We start from the raw sequence: 2,036 nt of genomic DNA on the forward strand, positions 1-2,036 counted from the left end.
GCATTCGGTTCGGGCGCATCGCTGAGGAGAAGAAGATCGATCGTCACCGGCGCGTCCTGTCATTCGCGCCAGGCAGCATCTTTGCCTTCGTCCGTTGGACCTCCAACGACTTTGGCACGATCATTTCGCGGATTGACATCTTGCGCGCGGTCGCACCAGGACAGCGCTGCTCGACCGTACCGTATGTGAAGCCGGGCGGAGAGATTTTGCTCCGGCTCTCCGGTTTGCCGAAGGTCGAACGGGTGCTGCAGATGGTCGACGCCGTCGAAGCGCTCGGCATCGATCCCGCCGACGTCGCTCCTGATCATTGGCATCACGTTCATAACCGTCTGTCCGTGAACGAAAATCCGCGCCCTTACACGAAGGCACGCCACCAAGCCTGGCGCCATCGTCAGAGGGTGATGCGATGAGGGGCCGCCTGAAGACGCTGACTGCAACATTTGGAGCCGCTGCTGCGCTTGTCGCGACAACCGTCCTGGAGCCGCTTCCACTCTACATTTGGAATGCATCAGCGAGCGTACCAATTGGTCTCTATCGGTTGCGACCGGCAAAACGCTTCCAGGTCACTGAGCTGGTCGCCATTCAGCCGCCGGAACCACTTGCGACCTTCCTAGACCTGAACGGCTATCTGCCAGTCGGCGTCCCCATGCTCAAGCGGGTCTTGGCGCTGCCGGGGCAGGCGGTCTGCAGAAGCGGTCTCACTATTTCCGTGAATGAAATTGCGGTCGGCGAGGCCCGGGATCGTGACGGACGCGGCCGGCCGCTGCCGAAATGGCAGGGCTGCCGAGTCGTCGGGGAGGGCGAGCTCTTTCTCATGAATTGGCAGTCGGACGACTCCCTTGACGGCCGATATTTTGGATTTCTTCCGGCGTCGGGCGTGATCGGCCGTGCCCTCCCGGTGTGGACGTGGGAGGAGTGATCGTGCGTTTTCTACGTTTCCGTTCTGCCATTCCTCTGTTCGATCAAGTGCAGGACCATTCCTCCGTTCTCTAATCGCGGCCCATCATGCAAGTCCTTTCTTTCCATTTCTCAGCACACACAAGAGTGCTGGTCTTGTCCGTCGAAGCGATGGCGAGCGAAGGTTCGCTTGGAACGGCGAGGTCAAGCCCGAAGCCGCCGGAGGCGGGGGCGCAAAGCGCCAGGCTTGAGCTTGCTGTGCCAAGCGAACACACTGTTCAGCCAGTTTCGACCCTATGCCACAACACCGCTGGCCATACCGTCAGTCGCTGCCGAGTCCACGGTTCTCTTCGCAGTCTGATTGGTTTTACAGCTGCATTTATGCGTCAGGAGGTCGGCGCCGCTATGTCCCGAGCGCGGTCTGCATCTCTGCAGCCGCAGGAGGAATGGCGCGGTCGCCAGCGCTCGTCCCGGCAGGGACCTCTTACCGCTATCGCAGACAGCGGATCTCCATGTTGGTTGTACCGATTAGGTGATCGCGGTGTGGGGACTCCACTGGAACGCCGTCCCGTCACGCCACATGTGATGCAATATGRCCGCCAGTTTCCTTGCCACCGCGACCATTGCCCGTTTGCTTCCCAATCGTTCGATCAATGCGCGTCCCCATTGCTGGAGTGGGGAAGGTCGGGAGCAGCGGCGCAACACAACGCAAGCAGCCTCATAAAGCAAGGTTCGCATAGCTGGGTCACCAGCACGCGAGATACCTCCAGCTCTATCGGTTTCTCCCGACTGGAACCTGCGCGGTGTCAGCCCAAGATATGCGGCAACAGTCCGCGAACGTCTAAACCGGTGTGGATCTTCGACCGTGCTTATGTACGAGAGCGCAACGATCACGCCGACGCCAGGGGCGCTCATGAGGCGTTTGGCGATCGGATCGGCGGATGCGCGACGGCACAGCGCACGATCGAAAACAGTGATTTGGTCTTGCAAGGTTTTCAGCGCAATCAGCATTGGTTCGACGATCGTCAGCAGTACCGGATTGTCTTGGATCGCAGCGCGAATGATCCCAATGTAACGCCGTTGACTTCCGATCTTGAGGATCATGCCGAAGGTCTTCAGCAGTCCGCGGACGGTATTCT

3 protein-coding genes are annotated in these 2,036 nt (G+C 59.8%); 2 read left to right on the forward strand and 1 reads right to left on the reverse strand.

Annotated features, from left to right (window positions below; all coding sequences use genetic code 11):
* The first annotated feature begins 2 nt into the window (after nucleotides 1-2).
* Both AC1D00_RS38480 and AC1D00_RS38485 read left to right on the forward strand, forming a co-directional pair.
* Complete coding sequence (locus AC1D00_RS38480; protein WP_477014274.1) at nucleotides 3-410, forward strand: DUF2840 domain-containing protein; 408 nt, start codon at nucleotides 3-5, stop codon at nucleotides 408-410.
* Complete coding sequence (locus AC1D00_RS38485) at nucleotides 407-919, forward strand: S26 family signal peptidase (protein ID WP_477014275.1); 513 nt, start codon at nucleotides 407-409, stop codon at nucleotides 917-919. The genes AC1D00_RS38480 and AC1D00_RS38485 overlap by 4 nt, the downstream gene beginning before the upstream one ends.
* 506 nt (nucleotides 920-1,425) lie before the next feature.
* Here AC1D00_RS38485 and AC1D00_RS38490 read toward each other — a convergent pair.
* Complete coding sequence (locus AC1D00_RS38490) at nucleotides 1,426-2,001, reverse strand: IS110 family RNA-guided transposase (RefSeq protein ID WP_477014276.1); 576 nt, start codon at nucleotides 1,999-2,001, stop codon at nucleotides 1,426-1,428.
* Nucleotides 2,002-2,036: the final 35 nt, after the last annotated feature.

Source organism: Bradyrhizobium sp. P2_E8, from assembly GCF_056403875.1.

Coding starts and splice junctions, on each gene's coding strand:
- AC1D00_RS38485 (WP_477014275.1), top strand. CDS start 407: ATGAGGGGCCGCCTGAAGACGCTGACTGCAACATTTGGAGCCGCTGCT.